The organism is Streptomyces sp. NBC_01803 (genome assembly GCF_035917415.1).
Classification (GTDB): Bacteria; Actinomycetota; Actinomycetes; order Streptomycetales; family Streptomycetaceae; genus Streptomyces.
The window spans coordinates 1,124,907-1,141,025 of record NZ_CP109073.1 but is presented as its reverse complement, the minus strand read 5'-3'; the positions used below and the strand labels follow the sequence as shown (position 1 = coordinate 1,141,025).

The 16,119-nt window shown below is 71.7% G+C and carries 14 protein-coding genes; 3 read left to right on the top strand and 11 right to left on the bottom strand.

Annotated elements, in window-relative coordinates; genetic code table 11:
- Nucleotides 1-475: 475 nt before the first annotated feature.
- The 9 genes from pssA to OIE51_RS04590 form a co-directional block, all read right to left on the bottom strand.
- Entirely contained in the window at nt 476-1,324 is an 849-nt protein-coding gene (pssA, locus tag OIE51_RS04630) for a CDP-diacylglycerol--serine O-phosphatidyltransferase (protein WP_326595711.1), read from the bottom strand.
- The gene (locus tag OIE51_RS04625) at nt 1,311-1,958 is read right to left on the bottom strand and encodes a phosphatidylserine decarboxylase (RefSeq protein WP_326595709.1); all 648 of its coding nucleotides are present in this window, start codon (nt 1,956-1,958) and stop codon (nt 1,311-1,313) included. Before OIE51_RS04625 ends, pssA begins: the two co-directional genes overlap by 14 nt.
- 384 nt (nt 1,959-2,342) lie before the next feature.
- Nucleotides 2,343-3,554: an acyl-CoA dehydrogenase family protein gene (locus OIE51_RS04620; protein WP_326595707.1), complete on the bottom strand. Its 1,212-nt coding sequence runs from the start codon at nt 3,552-3,554 to the stop codon at nt 2,343-2,345.
- Between the two features lies 1 nt (nt 3,555).
- Nucleotides 3,556-4,065 carry a MaoC family dehydratase gene (locus OIE51_RS04615; RefSeq protein WP_326595704.1) on the bottom strand — a complete coding sequence of 170 codons (510 nt, stop codon included), beginning with the start codon at nt 4,063-4,065 and terminating at the stop codon, nt 3,556-3,558.
- A gap of 34 nt (nt 4,066-4,099) precedes the next feature.
- Complete coding sequence (locus OIE51_RS04610) at nt 4,100-5,059, bottom strand: HpcH/HpaI aldolase/citrate lyase family protein (protein ID WP_326595702.1); 960 nt, start codon at nt 5,057-5,059, stop codon at nt 4,100-4,102.
- Nucleotides 5,056-7,071: a protein meaA gene (locus tag OIE51_RS04605; RefSeq protein WP_326595701.1), complete on the bottom strand. Its 2,016-nt coding sequence runs from the start codon at nt 7,069-7,071 to the stop codon at nt 5,056-5,058. Before OIE51_RS04605 ends, OIE51_RS04610 begins: the two co-directional genes overlap by 4 nt.
- A 1-nt stretch (nt 7,072) precedes the next feature.
- The gene (gene ccrA, locus OIE51_RS04600) at nt 7,073-8,455 is read right to left on the bottom strand and encodes a crotonyl-CoA carboxylase/reductase (protein WP_326595699.1); all 1,383 of its coding nucleotides are present in this window, start codon (nt 8,453-8,455) and stop codon (nt 7,073-7,075) included.
- 546 nt (nt 8,456-9,001) lie between these two features.
- Nucleotides 9,002-9,769 carry a TetR family transcriptional regulator gene (locus tag OIE51_RS04595; RefSeq protein ID WP_326595697.1) on the bottom strand — a complete coding sequence of 256 codons (768 nt, stop codon included), beginning with the start codon at nt 9,767-9,769 and terminating at the stop codon, nt 9,002-9,004.
- Between the two features lie 34 nt (nt 9,770-9,803).
- Nucleotides 9,804-11,606 carry a 3-hydroxyacyl-CoA dehydrogenase family protein gene (locus tag OIE51_RS04590; protein WP_326595695.1) on the bottom strand — a complete coding sequence of 601 codons (1,803 nt, stop codon included), beginning with the start codon at nt 11,604-11,606 and terminating at the stop codon, nt 9,804-9,806.
- A 314-nt stretch (nt 11,607-11,920) separates the two neighbouring features.
- Here OIE51_RS04590 and OIE51_RS04585 point away from each other — a divergent pair, with 314 nt between their 5' ends.
- On the top strand, nt 11,921-12,946 hold the full coding sequence (locus OIE51_RS04585; protein WP_326595694.1) for an alpha/beta fold hydrolase: 1,026 nt from the start codon (nt 11,921-11,923) through the stop codon (nt 12,944-12,946).
- 107 nt (nt 12,947-13,053) lie between these two features.
- On the top strand, nt 13,054-13,893 hold the full coding sequence (gene prcB, locus OIE51_RS04580) for a proteasome subunit beta (RefSeq protein ID WP_326595693.1): 840 nt from the start codon (nt 13,054-13,056) through the stop codon (nt 13,891-13,893).
- Between the two features lie 46 nt (nt 13,894-13,939).
- On the opposite strand, the gene OIE51_RS04575 is transcribed toward prcB, so the two are convergent.
- Complete coding sequence (locus OIE51_RS04575; protein ID WP_326595692.1) at nt 13,940-14,815, bottom strand: endonuclease/exonuclease/phosphatase family protein; 876 nt, start codon at nt 14,813-14,815, stop codon at nt 13,940-13,942.
- Nucleotides 14,816-14,838: 23 nt separating this feature from the next.
- Here OIE51_RS04575 and OIE51_RS04570 point away from each other — a divergent pair, with 23 nt between their 5' ends.
- Complete coding sequence (locus OIE51_RS04570) at nt 14,839-15,552, top strand: HAD family hydrolase (RefSeq protein WP_326595691.1); 714 nt, start codon at nt 14,839-14,841, stop codon at nt 15,550-15,552.
- On the opposite strand, the gene OIE51_RS04565 is transcribed toward OIE51_RS04570, so the two are convergent.
- Complete coding sequence (locus tag OIE51_RS04565) at nt 15,494-15,949, bottom strand: hypothetical protein (RefSeq protein ID WP_326595676.1); 456 nt, start codon at nt 15,947-15,949, stop codon at nt 15,494-15,496. The two genes, OIE51_RS04570 and OIE51_RS04565, sit on opposite strands and share 59 nt — an antisense overlap.
- Nucleotides 15,950-16,119: the final 170 nt, after the last annotated feature.

Below are 16,119 nucleotides of genomic sequence, written 5' to 3'. Positions count from 1 at the left end.
CATTCTGCTACGCCCCACCGACAGCGTTCATCCACGCCCGTCGGGTACGTGCGGAGCCCGCGACCTCCCCGCGTTCCAGGGACGGTGCCGCGAACGCGGCGCTGGTCCAACGGCCGCGCCGTCCCGCCCCTGTCCGTCCGCGGCCTCACCTTCGACGACAGCCGGGCCCACGGCGCCGGCGTGCCGTTCGGCAGCATGGGAAAGCCCTGGTATCGAGGACTGCCCCGGCTCGCCGCCCGCGCGGCCGGCCCGGCCGCGCCATCAACGCCCTCCGCGACCGTCAGACCGCCGCCGGCGCCCTCGGCGCCCCCGCCACTCGGCCGCGCGGTACGGCCGCGCGGCACGGTCTGTGTCCCGCGGCGCCGCCACCGTCGACGTGACGGAGGCCGGGGCCCGAACACTGGGTGTTCGGGCCCCGGCCTCTCGTTGTCCGGGTCTCAGCGTGCTACGGGCTCTTGGGCCCCGTCGCCGGACCTCACGACTGGGCGCCGGCCCGCGCCTCGCGGCGGTTGTCGCGGAAGGTGTACACCCGGCGGACCATCGCGAAGAGCGGGATCACCGCGCCCAGCACGAGCTGGAGCGAGCAGCCTGTCTGGAGGAGCAGCTCGCCGCCGGGCGCGTCGAAGGCCCAGGCGGTCAGCAGGGCCATGCTGAGCACGATCCAGCTCAGCATGGCGACCGCGAGCGTGCCGCGCGGCTTGGGGTACTCGACGCGGCTCACCATGAGCCAGGCGACCCCGAGGATGGCGAGCAGCGTCGGCGTGAAGGGCAGCTCCAGCAGCACGATGGAGACCACCGTGAGCGCCCCGAAGGGGCTCGGCATGCCCTGGAACACGCCGTTCGGCACGGTCACACAGGAGAATCTGGCCAGCCGGAGCACCACGGCCAGTAGCACCACGATCGCGGCCAGTGCCGACAATGGCTCGTGGATGTCACCGACCACCATCCCCCACACCAGGACGAAGTAGGCGGGGGCCAGCCCGAAGCTGATCAGGTCCGAGAGGTTGTCCAGCTCGGCGCCCATGGCGGAGCTGCGCAGCTTGCGCGCCACCAGGCCGTCGAAGAGGTCGAAGACGGAGGCGAGCAGCATCAGCAGCACGGCGGTGGCCGCGTTGTTCCGCACGACGCCGGCGTCGCCCCGGTCCAGCAGGTGAGGGATGAGCACCCCGGTGGTGGTGAAGTACACCGCCAGGAACCCGCAGGTGGCGTTGGAGAGCGTCAGGGTGTCCGCTATCGACAGCCGCATCGACAGCGGCAGGTCATCGGGCTCCTCGTCGTCCTCGGCAGCCCAGGAAACCGCGCTCTTCCGGTCAATCACGGTCAAGTCGGGTCACTCCCGCGGTCGTGCGCTGGCCGACTTCGACCGCGGGCGCGATGCCCTCGGGGAGGTAGACGTCGACACGCGAGCCGAAGCGGATCAGCCCGACGCGGTCGCCCTGCTCCACCTTGCAGCCCTGGGGGACGTACGGCACGATCCGGCGGGCCACCGTGCCGGCGATCTGGATCATCTCGATGTCGCCGAGCTCACTGTCGAAGCGCCAGAGGACCCGCTCGTTGTGCTCGCTCTCCTTGTTGAACGCCGGCACATACCCGCCGGGGATGTGCTCGATGGAGGCGACCGTGCCCGCCACCGGAGCGCGGTTGACGTGCACGTTCAGCGGGCTCATGAAGATCGCCACCCGGACGCGGCCGTCGGGCCACGGCATGATGCTCTGCACCACACCGTCGGCGGGGGAGATCACCCGGCCCTGGCCGATCTCGCGCTCGGGGTCGCGGAAGAACCAGAGCATGCCGGCGGCGAGCGCGGTGGTGGGGACGGCGACCGCGGCCCAGCGACCGGAGTGACGCGCCTTCACCAGGCCGGTCGCGGCGGCGGCCACCGTCGGCACCAGCCAGGGCGACGCGCCGCGCGCCAGGCGCACCCGGCCGCTGGGTAGCGGAATGGAGCGGTGAGGCATGAGACCTTACCTTCGTCAGCGGGGGAAGCCGCGCCTTCCCTTCGAAGCGGAGCGGCTGCGTCGATGCTATAGGTTTCGGACCGTAACTCGGCAAGCCAGCGGGCGGGTCACTGTGATACGTGCCGCCCGGCGCAGGTGATGTCCGCCGCATTCGCACGGGGGTGAGCGCCTTTGGCGCGTCACCGGCCCCGCTCCGCCCGGCGGCGCGGACCTGTCCGCTCAGGCCCCGGCGGGGGGCGCTGACGGCGCGCTTCCGGCACACGCTCGCGGCACGGCGGAGGAGAATCCGTCTGGCCCGGGGGGTGACGTCACCCCGGGCCAGACCGGTCTTCAGGGCCGGGCGCGGCGCGGACCCGGTGTCCGCGCCGCCCCGGCGGGGCCCGCTCAGGAGCGGAGCTTGTACTCCTCCAGGAGCCTGCGGCCGACGATCATCTTCTGGATCTCGGCCGTGCCCTCCCCGATGAGCAGCATCGGCGCCTCGCGGTAGAGCCGCTCGATCTCGTACTCCTTGGAGAAGCCGTAGCCGCCGTGGATGCGGAAGGAGTCCTCCACGACCTCCTTGCAGTACTCGGACGCGAGGTACTTGGCCATCCCCGCCTCCAGGTCGTTGCGCCGGCCGTCGTCCTTCGTCTTGGCCGCCTTCACCATCAGCGCGTGCGCCGCCTCGACCTTGGTGGCCATCTCGGCGAGCTTGAACTGGATGGCCTGGTGCTGCGCGATCGGCTTGCCGAAGGTGTGCCGCTGCTGCGCGTAGGCGATGCCCAGCTCGAACGCCCGCTGCGCGACGCCGCAGCCGCGGGCCGCCACGTTGACGCGGCCGACCTCGACGCCGTCCATCATCTGGTAGAAGCCGCGGCCGGTGGTCCCGCCGAGCACCCGGTCGGCCGGCACGCGCAGGCCGTCGAGGATCAGCTCGGTGGTGTCGACCCCCTTGTAGCCCATCTTGTCGATCTTGCCGGGGACCGTGAGCCCCGGCTTGACCTCGCCGAAGCCCGGCTCCTTCTCCACCAGGAACGTGGTCAGCGACTTGTGCGGCGGGGTGCCCTCGGGCAGGCCCTCGTCGGTGCGGCACAGCACCGCGACCAGGTTGGCCGAGCCGCCGTTGGTCAGCCACATCTTCTGGCCGGTCAGGAGGTACCCGTCGCCGTCCTCGGCCCTGACGCCCTTGGTGGTGATCGCGGACACGTCCGAGCCGAGGCCCGGCTCCGACATGGAGAACGCGCCGCGCACCTCGCCGGTCGCCATCCGCGGCAGGAAGTGGTCCCGCTGCTCCTGGGTGCCGTGCTGGAGGAGCAGGTACGCCACGATGAAGTGGGTGTTGATGATGCCCGAGACGCTCATCCAGCCGCGGGCGATCTCCTCCACGCACAGCGCGTAGGTCAGGAGCGACTCACCGAGCCCGCCGTACTCCTCGGGGATCATCAGACCGAACAGCCCGAGGTCCTTGAGGCCCTCGACGATCTCGGTCGGGTACTCGTCCCGGTGCTCCAGCTCGGTCGCGACCGGGATGATCTCCTTCTCGACGAAGGTACGGACGGTGGAGAGGATCTCCCGCTGGATCTCGGTCAGTCCGTCTGTCTGCGCCAGCCTGCCCATCTCATTCCTTCCCGCGCGGCTCGGGGCGGCCGGGCTGCTCGCCGCCGCGCTCCTTGATGTAGGTGGCGGTCGGCACCATCACCTTGCGGCGGAAGACGCAGACCAGGGTGCCGTCCTGCTTGAAGCCGCGGGTCTCCACGTGCACGATGCCCCGGTCGGGCCGGGAGCGCGACGGCGTCTTGTCCAGCACGGTGGTCTCGCCGTAGATGGTGTCGCCGTGGAAGGTCGGCGCCACGTGCTTCAGCGACTCGACCTCCAGGTTGGCGATGGCCTTGCCGGAGACGTCCGGGACGGACATGCCCAGCAGCAGCGAGTAGATGTAGTTGCCCACGACGACGTTGCGGCCGAAGTCGGTGGTCTTCTCCGCGTAGTTGGCGTCCATGTGCAACGGGTGGTGGTTCATGGTGAGCAGACAGAACAGGTGGTCGTCGTACTCGGTCACCGTCTTGCCGGGCCAGTGCTTGTACACATCCCCGACGGCGAACTCTTCGTAGGTGCGGCCGAACTGCATGGTGGGCGGACTCCTCTCACGGCTCTGGACGCTCTCAGGCGGCGGGCGGCTCGAACTTGCTGGTGCGCGTCAGGCCCGCCGCGCGGCCCTTGCCCGCGACCACCAGGGCCATCTTGCGGCTCGCCTCGTCGATCATCTCGTCGCCGAGCATCGCGGAGCCCTTGGCGCCGCCCTCGCTGGAGGTGAAGAACTCGTAGGCGTCCAGGATCAGCTCGGCGTGGTCGTAGTCCTCCTGGCTGGGGGAGAAGACCTCGTTGGCCGCGTCGATCTGCCCGGGGTGCAGCACCCACTTGCCGTCGAAGCCCAGTGCCGCGGCCCGCTTGGCGACGTCGGTGAAGCCGTCGACGTTGCGGATCTGGAGGTAGGGGCCGTCGATGGCCTGCAGGTCGTTGGCGCGGGCCGCCATCAGAATCCGCATCAGGATGTAGTGGTAGGCGTCGGCCGGGTAGCCCGGCGGCTGCTCGCCCACGACCAGGGACTTCATGTTGATCGACGCCATGAAGTCGGCCGGGCCGAAGATGATCGTCTCCAGCCGGGGCGACGCCTCGGCGATGGCGTCGACGTTGATCAGGCCCCTGGCGTTCTCGATCTGCGCCTCGATGCCGATGCGGCCGACCTCGAAGCCCATGGTCTTCTCGATCTGGGTGAGCAGCAGGTCCAGCGCCTTCACCTGCTCGGCGTCCTGCACCTTGGGCAGCATGATGCAGTCCAGGTTCGGGCCGGCGCCCTCCACGACGGTGATCACGTCGCGGTAGGTCCAGTGCGTGGTCCAGTCGTTGACCCGGACGACCTTGATCTTGTCGCCCCAGTCGCCCTCGTTGAGCGCCTGGACCACCGTGTGCCGGGCACCTTCCTTGGCGATCGGCGCGCAGGCGTCCTCCAGGTCGAGGAAGACCTGGTCCGCCGGCAGCCCCTGCGCCTTCTCCAGGAAACGCGGGCTGCTGCCGGGCACGGCCAGACAGGAACGCCGCGCGCGCAGCCGGTTGGTGCTCATGAGGAAACCTCCAGGGGGTCGAGCTTGTGGGCGATGCGGATCTCGTTGACGATACGGCCGATGATCCCGGTGATGCCGAAGTCCTTCGGGGTGAACACCGCGGCCACCCCGGCGGCACGCAGCGCCGCGCCGTCGGCGGAGGGGATGATGCCACCGACCACGACGGGGATGTCCCCGGCGCCGGCCTCGCGCAGCCGCCGCAGGACGTCGGGCACCAGCTTGGCGTGCGAGCCGGAGAGGATGGACAGGCCCACGCAGTGCACGTCCTCGGCCACGGCGGCCGAGACGATCTGCTCCGGGGTGAGCCGGATGCCCTGGTAGATCACCTCGAACCCGGCGTCCCTGGCGCGCACGGCGATCTGCTCCGCACCGTTGCTGTGCCCGTCCAGACCCGGCTTGCCGACCAGCAGCCGCAGCCGGCCGACACCCAGCTCGGCGGCGGTGTCGGCGGCGCGGCGGCGAACGTCGGCCAGCTCGCCGCCGCCCGATTCCTCCGCCGTGACGGCCACGGGCGCGCTGCTGACACCGGTCGGCGCGCGGTACTCGCCGAAGACCTCGCGCAGCGCCCCGGCCCACTCGCCGGTGGTGACGCCCTCACGGGCGCACACCAGGGACGGGATCATCAGATTTCCGTCGCCCTCGGCGGTCCGCTTCAGCTCGGCCAGCGCCCGCCGCACGGCGTCGGCGTCGCGGCGTCCGCGCCACTCCTCCAGCGACTCGACGACGCGGGCCTCGTTGTCGGGGTCCACCGTCATGATCGCGGTGTCCAGGTCGGCGGTCAGCGGGCTGGGCTCGGTCGACTCGTAGGCGTTGACGCCCACGATCTTCTCCTCGCCCGACTCGATGCGGGCCCGGCGCCTGGCGTGCGAGGCGACCAGCTCCGACTTCAGATAACCGGAGGCGACGGCCGCCATCGCCCCGCCCATCTCCTCGATCCGCGCCATCTCGGCCAGCGAGTCCCGGACCAGCTCCTGGGTCTTGGCCTCGATGACCTGGCTGCCCTCGAAGATGTCCTCGTACTCCAGCAGGTCGCTCTCCTCGGCCAGCACCTGCTGGATGCGCAGCGACCACTGCTGGTCCCAGGGGCGTGGCAGACCGAGGGCCTCGTTCCAGGCGGGGAGCTGCACGGCGCGGGCGCGGGCGTCGCGGGAGAGGGTGACGGCCAGCATCTCCAGGACGATGCGCTGGACGTTGTTCTCCGGCTGCGCCTCGGTCAGGCCGAGCGAGTTGACCTGCACGCCGTAGCGGAACCGGCGCTGCTTGGCGTCGGCGATGCCGTACCGCTCGGTCGTGATCTTGTCCCAGATACGGGTGAAGGCCCGCATCTTGCACATCTCCTCGACGAAGCGGACGCCCGCGTTGACGAAGAAGGAGATGCGGGCGACCACCTCACCGAGCCGGTCCTGAGCCACCTGGCCGGAGTCGCGCACGGCGTCCAGCACCGCGATGGCGGTGGACATCGCGTAGGCGATCTCCTGGACCGGCGTGGCGCCGGCCTCCTGGAGGTGGTAGCTGCAGATGTTGATCGGGTTCCACTTCGGCACGTGGTGCACGGTGTACGCGATCATGTCCGTCGTCAGCCGGAGGGACGGCTCGGGCGGGAAGACGTACGTCCCGCGTGAGAGGTACTCCTTGACGATGTCGTTCTGCGTCGTGCCCTGGAGCAGGGCCGGGTCGGCGCCCTGCTCCTCGGCCGCGGTCCGGTAGAGCGCGAGCAGCCACATGGCGGTGGCGTTGATCGTCATGGAGGTGTTCATGCGGTCCAGCGGGATGCCGTGGAACAGCTTCCGCATGTCGCCCAGGTGCGCCACGGGCACGCCGACCCGGCCGACCTCGCCGCGGGCGAGGATGTGGTCGGGGTCGTAGCCGGTCTGGGTCGGCAGGTCGAACGCGACCGACAGGCCCGTCTGACCCTTGGCGAGGTTGCGCCGGTACAGCTCGTTGGACGCCTCGGCGGTGGAGTGCCCGGCGTAGGTCCGCATCAGCCACGGCCGGTCCCGTTTGGCGCCCATCTCACTCGCTCCCGCTGTGTCCATCGGTCCGCTCCGACGAGTCGTCCCGGAACCGGTTGATGGAGTCCAGGTGCTTGGCGCGCAGCTGGGGGTCCCGCACGCCCAGGCCCTCGGCCGGGGCGAGGGCGAGGACGCCGACCTTGCCCTGGTGGAGGTTGCGGTGCACGTCGAAGGCGGCCTGCCCGGTCTGCTCCAGGGTGTAGGTCTTGGAGAGCGTCGGGTGGATCTTGCCCTTGGCGATCAGGCGGTTGGCCTCCCACGCCTCGCGGTAGTTCGCGAAGTGCGAGCCGACGATGCGCTTCAGGCTCATCCACAGGTAGCGGTTGTCGTAGACGTGCTCGTAGCCGGAGGTCGAGGCGCAGGTCACGATGGTGCCGCCCTTGCGGGTGACGTAGACGCTGGCGCCGAACGTCTCCCGGCCGGGGTGCTCGAAGACGATGTCCACGTCCTCGCCGCCGGTCAGCTCGCGGATCTTGCCGCCGAAGCGGCGCCACTCCCGCTGGTCCTGGTGGTGCTCGTCCTTCCAGAACTTGTAGCCCTCGGCGTTGCGATCGATGATCGCCTCCGCGCCCATCCGGCGGCAGATGTCCGCCTTCTCGGGGCTGGAGACGACACAGATCGGGTTGGCGCCGCCGGCCAGCGCGAACTGCGTGGCGTACGAGCCGAGACCGCCGCTGGCACCCCAGATCAGCACGTTGTCGCCCTGCTTCATGCCGGCGCCGTTGCGGGAGACGAGCTGCCGGTAGGCGGTGGAGTTCACCAGGCCGGGGGCGGCGGCCTCCTCCCAGGAGAGGTGGCGGGGCTTGGGCATGAGCTGGTTGGACTTGACCAGGGCTATCTCGGCGAGGCCGCCGAAGTTGGTCTCGAAGCCCCAGATGCGCTGCTCGGGGTCGAGCATGGTGTCGTTGTGCCCGTCGGCGGACTCCAGCTCCACCGACAGACAGTGGGCGACGACCTCGTCCCCCGGCTTCCAGGCGTTGACCCCGACGCCGGTGCGGAGCACCACGCCGGACAGGTCCGAGCCGATGACGTGGTACGGCAGGTCGTGCCGCTTGGTGAGCGGGGAGAGCCTTCCGTAACGCTCCAGGAAGGAGAAGGTGGACACCGGCTCGAAGATCGAGGTCCACACGGAGTTGTAGTTGACCGAGCTGGCCATGACGGCGACGAGCGCCTCACCGGGACCGAGTTCGGGCACCGGGACGTCATCCAGGTGCAGGGAGCGGCGCGGATCCTTCTCACGGCTGGAGAGGCCCTCGAACATGCTGGCCTCGTCCTTGTGCACGGTCACGGCGCGGTACGACTCGGGGAGTGACAGCGCGGCGAAGTCCTCCGTCGTGCTGTCCGAGCTCTCCAACGCGTTGATCGCGTCCAAGATCTCTTTCACGGGTGCCTCCGAACGCATGGAAGTGGACGACAGATACAGGAATGGAAACTGTTGCTGTGCCGTCGGTCCGGCGGCGGTGGTGGTGGGCCGCGGGGGTGACGCAGCCGCCTGTGACGCAGGCATCCGCGGCGCCCGCGAGTGGCGGTGGGACAGCGCCCGGATAACGTTCACGGTATGGCACGCTGTGCCAGTCGGCAAGACACTGAGTGCCGACAATTTCGCTCATTTGCCGCTGATACGGTCCCATGTGAGCGACGTCATGCGCCACCCCGGCGACAGCACCGCGGGGAGCCGGACCGCGTCGCCGACTCGCGCCGAGAGCCCCGCCGGCCCGTCCTGACCTCGCCCCGTCCCCCGGCCGCCGGCAGCAGCCGACCGGCCCGCCTCCCGCCCGGGCCTCGGCTTGGGCCCGGAACGCGCCTTCGACTCCGGCCTGGGCTTCGGCTGGTGATGGCCCTCGGGGGCGGGCCGGTTACGGGGCGGGCTCCGGTTCCGCTCGGGCCGTCGGGGGCGTGAGGGGCCGGGGCTTGGGTGGGGGCCGGGTGGCTATCTGCGGCGGAGCGCCGTTTCGATCGTGCGCATGACCTCGCTCAGGGGGGCGTCCGTTCTCGCCACCGTCACCAGGACCTCACCCCGCGCGGACGCGACGGCCGCCGGGGCCGCCGCCGCGATCGCCGGGAGGGCGCCGAAGGTGCGGCGGACGATGGCGAAGGCGTGGTCCAGCTCCGCCTCCACGTCGCCCTCGCCGCCGCGGCGCAGCCAGCGCCGCAGCACGTGGTTGTGCGCCGTGACCACCGCCGCCGCGGCCACCTCGGCGAGCAGCGGCTCGTCGCCGTTGTGCGAGTTCTCGTCGAACTGGCCGAGCAGATACCGGGTGAAGAGCCGCTCGTACCGGGCGACGGAGGCGATCTCCCGCTCCCGCAGTGCCGGGACCTCCCGGGTGAGCCGGTACCGCTGCACCGACACGGCCGGGGAGGCCGCGTACATCTTCATGACCTCCTTGATCCCCTGGCACACGGTGTCTATCGGGTTCTCGTGCGCCGGGGCCGCGTCGAGGACCGCCTCGGCGCGCTCCAGGGTGTCGTCGTGGTCGGGGAAGATCGCCTCTTCCTTGGAGCGGAAGTGCCGGAAGAAGGTGCGCCGGGCGACCCCCGCGGCGGCGGCGATCTCGTCCACCGTGGTGGCCTCGTAGCCCTTCGTCGCGAAGAGCTCCATCGCCGCCGACGCCAGGAGTCGGCGCACCTTCAGGCGCTGGGAGGACGTCTGCGGACGGACGGGCTTCACGGGCTGGGCCATGGAGCGAACGTACTGCATGCGTCACTTCCGATGCTCGTGCGTCGCACGCCGGTCAGCGCCGGGCGTACTCGTGGAAGCCGCGCCCGGTCTTGCGTCCCAGGCACCCCGCGGCGACCAGCTGGCGCAGCAGGGGAGCGGGGGCGAGCGACTCGTCCCGGAACTCCCGGTGCAGCACGTCCTCGATGGCCAGGGAGACGTCCAGGCCGACGACGTCGAGGAGTTCGAAGGGGCCCATGGGATAGCCGGCGCCGAGCTTCATCGCGGTGTCGATCGCCTCGGGGGTGGCGTAGTGCTCCTCGACCATCTTCACCGCGTTGTTGAGGTAGGGGAACAGCAGCGCGTTGACGATGAAGCCCGCCCGGTCGCCGCAGTCCACGGGGTGCTTGCGGACGGTGCGGCACACCGCGCGGACGGTGGCGTGCACGTCGTCGCCGGTCAGCACCGTGCGGACGATCTCGACCAGCTTCATGGCGGGGGCCGGGTTGAAGAAGTGCATGCCGATGACGTCGGCCGGGCGCGAGGTGGCGCGGGCGCAGGCGATCACGGGCAGCGAGGAGGTGGTCGTCGCGAGCACCGCGCCGGGGCGGCAGATCTGGTCGAGTGAGGCGAAGAGCTGCCGCTTGACGGCCAGGTCCTCGGCCACGGCCTCCACGACCAGGTTGACGTCGGAGAGCGCGTCCAGCGAGTCGGCCGGGACGATCCGGGCCAGCGTCGCGTCGCGGTCCCCGGCCGACAGGCGGCCCTTCTTGACCGAGCGCTCCAGGGAGGCGGCGACCCGGTCCCGCGCGGCCACCGCCTTCTGCTCGCTGCGGGCGGTGACGACCACCGGGTACCCGGCCTTGGCGAAGACCTCGACGATGCCGGAGGCCATGGTGCCCGAGCCCACGACGCCGACGGCGGCCACCGGGCGCGGCTCGGCGGTGTCGGACTCGACGACCGCGGCCTGCTCGTCGCCCACCACGGTCCCGCTGCCCCGGCCCTGGTAGGTGTAGAAGCCGCGGCCGGCCTTGCGGCCGGTCATCCCGGCCTCGGCGAGCTGGCCGAGCACCGGCGCGGGGGCGTGCAGCCGGTCGCCGGTGCGCTCGTACATGGCCTCCAGCACGGTGCGCGCGGTGTCGATGCCGATCAGGTCGAGCACCGCCAGCGGGCCCATCGGCAGGCCGCAGCCCAGGCGCATGGCCGCGTCGATGTCGTCGCGGGTCGCGTAGCGGGACTCGTACATCGCGGCGGCCTGGTTGAGGTAGCCGAACAGCAGGCCGTCCGCGACCAGCCCGGTCCGGTCGCCGGCCGGCAGCGGCTCCTTGCCCAGCTCGCGGGCGAGCCGCGAGACGGCCTCGACGGCCTCGGGCGAGGTCAGGACCGAGGAGACGACCTCGACCAGCTTCATCGCCTGCGCCGGGTGGAAGAAGTGCAGGCCGACGACGCGCTCGGGGTGCGCGGTCTCGGTGGCCAGCTTGGTGATGGGCAGCGCGTTGGTGCCGGTGGCCAGGATCGTCGTGGGCTTCACGATCTCGTCCAGCGCGGTGAAGACGCTGAGCTTGAGCGAGTAGTTCTCCGGGACGACCTCGATGACCAGGTCGGCTTCGGCGGCGGCGCGCAGATCGGTGGACACCCGCAGGCGCTTGATGATTTCCTGCCGCTGCTGCACGGTGAGCCGCTGCTGCTCCAGCAGCCGGGCGGTGGAGGCTTCCAGCGACTCGGTGGCCTCGCGGGCGGCGGTGTCGCTGATGTCGATGCCGATCACGTCACGCCCGGAGCGGGCGAGGATCTCGGCGATGCCGGTGCCCATGGTGCCGAGGCCGACCACGGCGACGGTGGGCAGGAGGGGGTATGCGGGCGCGGCGGACTGATCCATCACGGACTCCAGGGATGGTGACGACGTCGACGAGAGCCGCGGCGGGCCCTGTCCCGGGGCCTGCCGTGTGGTGTCGTGCGGCGAATGCCGGACCGACGGCATTCTCGACGGCTGCGTCACCAAACCGCCTGAGCGGGGTACCGCTCTGATGAGCAGAGTAACCCGCAAGTAACAAAGGCGCCACCCCTCGGACGGCGCCCGCTCATGTAATCCCCGTCACGCCGTCGGCACCATGGCCCCCACCCCGGCCCAGGGACCACCATGGCACCGGGAGCCCCGCCCGCGCGACGCCAACGACGTAAGGGAGCACGGTGATGACCGTCCACCAGATGACCGGGTCGGACGCCGACTTCGGCGCGATCACGCACCGCACCGTCGAAGTCGGCGGCCTGGAGCTGCACATCGCCGAGCAGGGCGAGGGACCGCTGGTCCTGCTGCTGCACGGCTTCCCCGAGTGCTGGTATTCCTGGCGCCACCAGTTCGCCCCGCTCGCCGCCGCCGGGTACCGGGTGGTCGCCCCCGACCAGCGCGGCTACGCCCGCAGCGCGCAGCCCGGGGACATCTCCGCGTACACCCTGCTTCACCTCGCCGGCGATGTGATCGGGCTGATCCGCGCGCTCGGCGAGGAGCGGGCCGTCGTCGTCGGCCACGACTGGGGCGCTCCCGTCGCCTGGACCACGGCGCTGCTCCGCCCCGACGTGGTGCGGGCCGTCGCGGGCCTGAGCGTGCCGCCGCCCGTCCACGGCGACGTGCCACCGATCCGTGCCCTGCGCGAGCGGTTCGGGGACGGCTTCTACCAGCACTATTTCCAGGCGCCGGGCGTCGCGGACGCCGAGCTGGCGCGCGACCCGGCGGCGACGTTCCGCGGCATCCTGTACGCGGCCTCGGGGGACAGCCCCTTCAGCGACCCGCCCCAGGTGTGGGTCGTCCCCGACGGGGTGCCGCTGATGGCCACCATCCCGCCGCCCGAGGAGCTGCCGGGCTGGATCACCGAGGACGACATCGCCGTCTTCGTCGCCGAGTACGCCCGGCACGGCGAGCACGCCTTCACCGGCGGCCTCAACTGGTACCGCAACATCGACCGGAACCGGGAGCTGCTCGCGGCCTTCCGCGGCAGCCGGATCGAGGTGCCCGCCCTGTTCGTGGCCGGCGACCGCGACCTCACCACGGCGTTCGCGGGCGGCCCCGACCGCCTGGTGGCCGGCCTGGAGTGGGGCCTGCCCGCGCTGCGCCGGGCGCTGATCCTGCCCGGCTGCGGCCACTGGACCCAGCAGGAGCGCCCCGCCGAGGTGAACGCCGCGCTGCTCGACCTGCTCGACGGTCTGTCCGCCGACGGCTGACAAGCGGGGCGGCGGCCCGGTCGCCCCCTGGTCAGGAGTGTCAATACGCCTACGATGGGGCGCAGTTCACCGCCCGGTGTCCGCACCGGCAAGGGAAGGGGAGAGCCATGTCCGCCGACGTCTCCGACTGGGGGGCGCTGCCCCCCGGTTTCCTGGCTCCCGGGCCGCCGTCGTTCTACGACTTCCTCACCCGCCACGCGCCCGACGCGCTGCCCTCGCGGCACGCGCTGCCCGCCACCAAGGGCATCGCCCACATCCCGCACGGCACCACCATCGTCGCCGCCGAGTACGCCGACGGCGTGCTGCTGGCGGGCGACCGCCGCATAACGATGGGGAACCTCATCGCCCACCGCGAGGGCGAGAAGGTCTTCCCGGCCGACGAGTTCTCGGCCGTCGGCATCTCCGGCACGGTCGGCATCGCCGTCGAGATGGTCCGGCTCTTCCAACTGGAGCTGGAGCACTACGAGAAGGTCGAGGGCGTCCCGCTCTCCCTGGTCGGCAAGGCCAACCGCCTCACCAGCATGATCCGGGACAACCTGGAGCTGGCCATGCAGGGCCTCGCGGTCATCCCGCTCTTCGCCGGATTCGACCCGGCCGACGGCCGCGGCCGGATCTTCTCCTTCGACATCACCGGCGGCCACCACGAGGAGTACGACTTCTCCGCCACCGGCTCGGGCTCGATCTTCGCCCGCGGCGCGCTCAAGAAGCTCTACCGGCCCGGCATGAGCGAGGCCGACATCACCGCCGCCGTCCTTCAGGCCCTGTACGACGCGGCCGACGAGGACACCGCGACCGGCGGCCCCGACCTGACCCGCCACCTCTACCCGGTGATCACGCTGCTCACCGAGGACGGCTACCGCAGGCTCACCGAGCAGGAGGTCGCCTCGGCCGCCCGCGCGGTCCTCGACCAGCGTCTCGCCCACCCGGACGGCCCGACCGTCTCCTGACCGCCCGCCGCCCCGCCGCCGCATCGCGCCGTCCGCCCGCGGTGGCTCACGGACCGGTGAGGTCCGCGACCACCGCGGCGTGGTCGGACGGCCAGACGCCGTCGACCGGGCCGAGACCGGCGAGGCGGGCGGTCGTCACCCGGCCCGACCCGCCCCGCGCGGGCAGGCCCACGTGGATGTAGTCGATCCGCGAACGGAAGACGCCGGGCCCCGCGACCAGCGGGTTGGCGCCCGGGTCCCACGACGCCCACGGCCCGGCGGGGTCGGCCGCGCGCCAGGCGTCCAGCAGCACCAGCCCGGGCACGGCCGGGGTGGTGAGCGTGCCGCCGAACAGCCGCATCTCGTCCGAGGCGGGCTCGGCGTTGAAGTCGCCGGTGACCACGGGCGGATATGCCCCGGAGCCGGAGCCGGAGCCGGAGCCGGAGCCGGAGCCGGAGCCGGAGCCGGAGCCGCGTGCCGCGACGAACCGGGCCAGGGCCCGCACCTGCGCGCACCGCACCGCCGAACCGCCCTGCGCCGCGTGCAGATGGGTGGTGAAGAACGGCAGCCGGCCGGCCTCCGTCTCGATCAGCGCGTGCAGCGCGACCCGGACCTCGTCCGGCCCGCCGCCGTCCGGCAGCCGCTCGACGGCGGACTCCACGATCGGCCACCGGCTCAGCACCGCGTTCCCCACCCCGAGCCCGGCCGCCACCTCGGCGCCGAGCCGGTCCCGCCAGTACGAGAAGACCTCACCCGGCGCCCACGCCCAGTGCATCCCCAACTCGTCCGCCAGCCACCGCGCCAGATTCTCGCCCCCGGCCTGCCACACCTCCTGCAACCCGCAGACGTCGGGCCGCTCCTCCCGCAGCACCGAAAGAATCGCCTTCCGCCGCTGGTCCCAGGACCCGAACCGCCACCACAGGTTCCACGTGAGGATGCGCACGCCCTGATGTTACGGTCGCCGGCATGGGGATCAGTGCCGTGGTCTGGGACATCGACGACACCCTGTTCGACTACAGCGGCAGCGACCGCGCCGCCGCGCTGCGGCACTTCGCGGCCGAGGGGCTGCTCGGACGGTTCTCCTCACCGGAGGCCGCGCTGGCGCGCTGGCGGGTGGTGATGGAGGAGCAGTACGGCCGCTACCTCGCGGGGGAGCAGTCCTTCGTCGCCCAACGCCGGGAACGGTCCCGCGCGTTCCTCGGGGAGGTGCTGTCCGACGCCGAGGCCGACGCCTGGTTCGCCCGGTATCTGGCTCACCGCGGCGACGCCGACGGGCTGTTCCCCGACGTGCTGCCCGCGCTCACCGCCCTCACGCCCGGCTACCGGCATGGCCTGCTGTCCAATTCCGACATCGGCCACCAGGACCGGGTGCTGCGCGGGCTGGGGATTCGCGACCGGTTCGAGGTGCTGGTCTGCTCCGATCAGCTCGGCCACGCCAAGCCCGCGCCCGAGGCGTTCCTCGCGGCCTGTGAGGCGATGGGCCTGCCGCCCGGGGCCGTCGCCTACGTCGGCGACCGGCCCGACACCGACGCGGCGGGCGCCGACGCGGCCGGGCTGTACGGCATCTGGCTGGACCGGACCGGCGATGGCGCGGCCCACCGGGGGCTGGGGCTGCGCCGGATCACCGGCCTGGCCGCGCTGCCCGCCCTGCTGAGGAGTCTCGCGGACCCCACCAGTTGAACAGCAGCTCGCCCAGCGTCCGGGGCCGCCACCTGCGGAGGGCCTCCTGATCCTGGTCGTCCAGCGCGCTCAGGTCCACCGAGGAGAGCGGTGTCGCCAGCACCTCGGCGCGTAACACCCGCAGCCCGTACCAGGAGAACACCTCTGACCAGGACGGCGGTTCGCGGAAGTGGAGCAGGGCGGAGCCGGGGAACGGCGGCGGGGCCGCGTAGGCCACGAAGCCGCCGCGCGGGCGGCACAGGACGCGGTGGCGCAGCGCGCTGTCGCTCATCGCGGCGGAGTGGAAGTTGGGCACGCCGCTCGCCTCGGTCAGCTCGTAGAACGTCACTTCCGGCGTTCTGCGCGCCGCCTCATGGCAGGCTTCGCGGAAGACCTTCAGCTTCGAGTCTCCCGGCATCGTCATCACCCCCATCGCGATCGCTCCGGTCACCGGTACCCGGCAAGAAGCGTAGGGGATATACGCGATCACAAGCAGTGCGGGGCCGCCGGGGGAGGCGGCCGGGACCGATGCCGCCCGGCCCGGCTTGCGCCGCCGCTGGAACACCGCCTTCCAGACCAGCGACCTCG

What these genes read in the sequence shown, in the direction of transcription:
- OIE51_RS04625 (WP_326595709.1), bottom strand. Translation starts at nt 1,958, where the DNA reads ATGCCTCACCGCTCCATTCCGCTACCCAGCGGCCGGGTGCGCCTGGCG.
- OIE51_RS04620 (WP_326595707.1), bottom strand. Translation starts at nt 3,554, where the DNA reads ATGGGCAGGCTGGCGCAGACAGACGGACTGACCGAGATCCAGCGGGAG.
- OIE51_RS04615 (WP_326595704.1), bottom strand. Translation starts at nt 4,065, where the DNA reads ATGCAGTTCGGCCGCACCTACGAAGAGTTCGCCGTCGGGGATGTGTAC.
- OIE51_RS04610 (WP_326595702.1), bottom strand. Translation starts at nt 5,059, where the DNA reads ATGAGCACCAACCGGCTGCGCGCGCGGCGTTCCTGTCTGGCCGTGCCC.
- OIE51_RS04605 (WP_326595701.1), bottom strand. Translation starts at nt 7,071, where the DNA reads ATGGGCGCCAAACGGGACCGGCCGTGGCTGATGCGGACCTACGCCGGG.
- OIE51_RS04595 (WP_326595697.1), bottom strand. Translation starts at nt 9,769, where the DNA reads ATGCAGTACGTTCGCTCCATGGCCCAGCCCGTGAAGCCCGTCCGTCCG.
- OIE51_RS04590 (WP_326595695.1), bottom strand. Translation starts at nt 11,606, where the DNA reads ATGGATCAGTCCGCCGCGCCCGCATACCCCCTCCTGCCCACCGTCGCC.
- OIE51_RS04585 (WP_326595694.1), top strand. Translation starts at nt 11,921, where the DNA reads ATGACCGTCCACCAGATGACCGGGTCGGACGCCGACTTCGGCGCGATC.
- prcB (WP_326595693.1), top strand. Translation starts at nt 13,054, where the DNA reads ATGTCCGCCGACGTCTCCGACTGGGGGGCGCTGCCCCCCGGTTTCCTG.
- OIE51_RS04570 (WP_326595691.1), top strand. Translation starts at nt 14,839, where the DNA reads ATGGGGATCAGTGCCGTGGTCTGGGACATCGACGACACCCTGTTCGAC.
- OIE51_RS04565 (WP_326595676.1), bottom strand. Translation starts at nt 15,949, where the DNA reads ATGCCGGGAGACTCGAAGCTGAAGGTCTTCCGCGAAGCCTGCCATGAG.